The organism is Pseudomonadota bacterium (assembly GCA_030775045.1).
GTDB lineage: Bacteria > Pseudomonadota > Alphaproteobacteria > JALYJY01 > JALYJY01 > JALYJY01.
On record JALYJY010000142.1, the window covers coordinates 1 to 2,614 of the forward strand.

Annotated in this window: 2 protein-coding genes; both read right to left on the minus strand. The window is 59.4% G+C overall.

Features of this window, described 5'->3' with window-relative positions; genetic code table 11:
• Positions 1-668: 668 nt before the first annotated feature.
• Positions 669-1,337: a DnaA/Hda family protein gene (locus M3O22_09170; protein ID MDP9196910.1), complete on the minus strand. Its 669-nt coding sequence runs from the start codon at positions 1,335-1,337 to the stop codon at positions 669-671.
• Positions 1,334-2,422 carry an AI-2E family transporter gene (locus tag M3O22_09175; protein MDP9196911.1) on the minus strand — a complete coding sequence of 363 codons (1,089 nt, stop codon included), beginning with the start codon at positions 2,420-2,422 and terminating at the stop codon, positions 1,334-1,336. Before M3O22_09175 ends, M3O22_09170 begins: the two co-directional genes overlap by 4 nt.
• Positions 2,423-2,614 lie beyond the last annotated feature (192 nt).

The following is a 2,614-nucleotide window of genomic DNA, read 5'->3' on the forward strand; positions in this document are numbered from 1 at the left end:
TGATCTTCTTCCATTGATCGTCCCGCAACTCGCATCTCGCCATTCAAAGCTCCCACACAAGGACTTTGAACAGTGAATCACACTTCACCAAATTACGGAACCATAAATGTCAACAGGACCTAGGCCATTTTAAAATAAATCATGCATATCCTGTATATCTGAAGAAGCTGGTGCATTCGTAGCGGGAGAAGGTGTCCAGGATATTCGCGATGACGTTGCGGGGTGTTTCGGCTGCGGCTTTTGGCAGGAGGGTCTTGAGTTTCGGGAAGGCTTGTCCGGCAGAGGTGAGATCAGGGTTGTAAGGGGACAGGTAAAGGAGGATTGCGTCTGTGGTCTCGATTGGGGTAGCGGGCGGCTTCGGCTTTATGGCCGGAGAAATTGTCCATGATGGCGACGTCTCCGGGTTTCAGTGTGGGAACAGGCATCTGTTCCACGTACAACTGGAACGCCTTGCCGTTCATGGGGCCCTTTAAATGAGCCCCTTCCTTTCATCATGTGGCTGACAATCCTCTCACACAGATCCATGGATATTGGCTTCCCTATCCTGCCCGGTCTCCTTAAACCCGACCCTGCCTGAAGCATATCCACGCAGCCTTGTGAACCTTCTTTCACCTGAAACAGTCTGGAACTTCATCGTTGTTGATCATAAAAGCACCTTGTAAACGCTGTTAATGTTTTTCCAGAACACTCCGCGCCAGGGGCAGTGTCACCCTGCTTTTTGCTGCAAGGGCCGCCTGGTCCAGCGCCTCGACGGTCCGGCGGGCCGCATCGAATGACCGCTCCATGTGGCGGACCAGGAACCGGATCAGCGATTCCTCGACCCTGATCTGCCGGTCGCTGAACAGCTTGACCAGAACAGCGGCCAGCAGGGAGTCATCGGGCGGCTCCAGAGCTGCAGAGGGCGCGGCCAGAAGGCGTGACCGGGCGTCCTCAATCACCAGCGGCCACTGCGCCGGCGGTGTCCGCGCCAGGATCAGGAGAGAGCCCTTTTTCTCCACCAGCAGCTGGTACAGGTGAAACAGGCCCTGCTGGGCTGCAGGCGAGAGGACGGGCGGATAATCCAGGATCAGGCGGGGGCTTGAAGAGACCATATCACGCAGCCGGTCAGGATGTTCCAGCATGTCCGGATCCAGAAACTCCGCATGGCTGCGCATCTGCCACACATGGGCCAGATGGGTTTTGCCCGATCCGGCGGAGCCATGCAGCACAAGAACCGGCGCAGGCCAGTCCGGCCAGGCATCCAGCCATGCTACAGCTGCGGCATTGGCGGGGGAGACCAGAAAATCCTCCTCGCCCATCGCAGAACGATGGGGGAGACTGAAAACCAGCTGGTTCATACAGATTCCGGCGGCGGGGCAGGCAGTGTCTGTCCCTGGTAATAGCTGCTGTTCAGATACCGGCGCAGGGCAAAGCGCACCAGAACGCCGATGACTGCGGCCACCGGAACGGCCAGCAGAACGCCCAGGAAACCGAACAGGCTGCCGCCGGCCAACAGGGCAAAGATCACCCAGACGGGGTGCAGCCCGACTTTGCCGCCCACAAGCCGGGGCGTCAGGAAATTGCCCTCGATCGCCTGTCCCAGGAAGAAAATGCCCACAACGATCAGGACCCGGACCCAGTCGTCAAACTGGAACAGGGCCACGCCGGTGCTGGCCACAAAGCCGACCAGCGACCCCACATAGGGCATGAAGGACAGAAGGCCGACGATCAGGCCAATGGCCAGGCCGAACTGCAGCCCCGCCAGCGACAGGGCGATGCCATAGAACAGGCCCAGGATCAGGCAGACGGCTGCCTGTCCGCGGATAAAGCCGGACAGGGTGACGTTGATCTGGCGGGCTTCTTCCCGGATGACGGGAACCAGGGGCCGGGGCAGCCATTCGTCGATCCTGGCCACAATCAGGTCCCAGTCCCGCAGCAGATAGAAAGCCACAACGGGTGTGATGAACAGAAGGCCGGCGATATCCACCAGGGCCAGCCCGCCCGAGACGACAGTGCCCGCCACAACCGTGGCCCAGCTGACAGCTGTTCCCGTGAAGTTCGAGGCGGCCTGTTTCAGCTGGTCTGCATCCCGGGGGGACAGCTGGCGGATATAGTGCTGGATCTGTGGCAGGATATGCTCGCGCACGTGGTCGATATAGCCGGGGATGGCGTGGATCAGACTGACCGTCTGTTCTGCAAGGACAGGAGCGATGAGCAGGATAATCAGGGCAACGATAATGACAAAGATCATCAGGACGGCAGCCGTTGCCCATCCCCGCGACAGGCGCAGGCCCACCACCCGGTCCACCAGGGGATCCAGCATGTAGGCCAGGGCAAACCCGGCCACAAATGGCAGAAGCACCTTGCTGGTCAGCCACAGGCCCAGAAATATGCTGCCCAGCATGATAAACCAGAAAAACCAGTGCTTCCTGGACTGTGTCATGTACTTCCCCATTTGAGGTCCGGCTTCTGTGTTGCCAGAAGCCAGGGGACCAGCGCAAGCCGGAAAAAGGTTACGGTTCCTGTGGTGCATCAGCATCACCGGAGGGGAGTTCATACAGCTCCCACACCTGTTCTGTCATGTTGCCCGCCGGATCGATCCACGGGCGCAGGGCCAGACCCTGCTGTTCCAGGG

Excerpts from the sequence above, each read along its gene's own strand:
- M3O22_09170 (MDP9196910.1), bottom strand. The coding sequence starts at position 1,337 with ATGAACCAGCTGGTTTTCAGTCTCCCCCATCGTTCTGCGATGGGCGAG.
- M3O22_09175 (MDP9196911.1), bottom strand. The coding sequence starts at position 2,422 with ATGACACAGTCCAGGAAGCACTGGTTTTTCTGGTTTATCATGCTGGGC.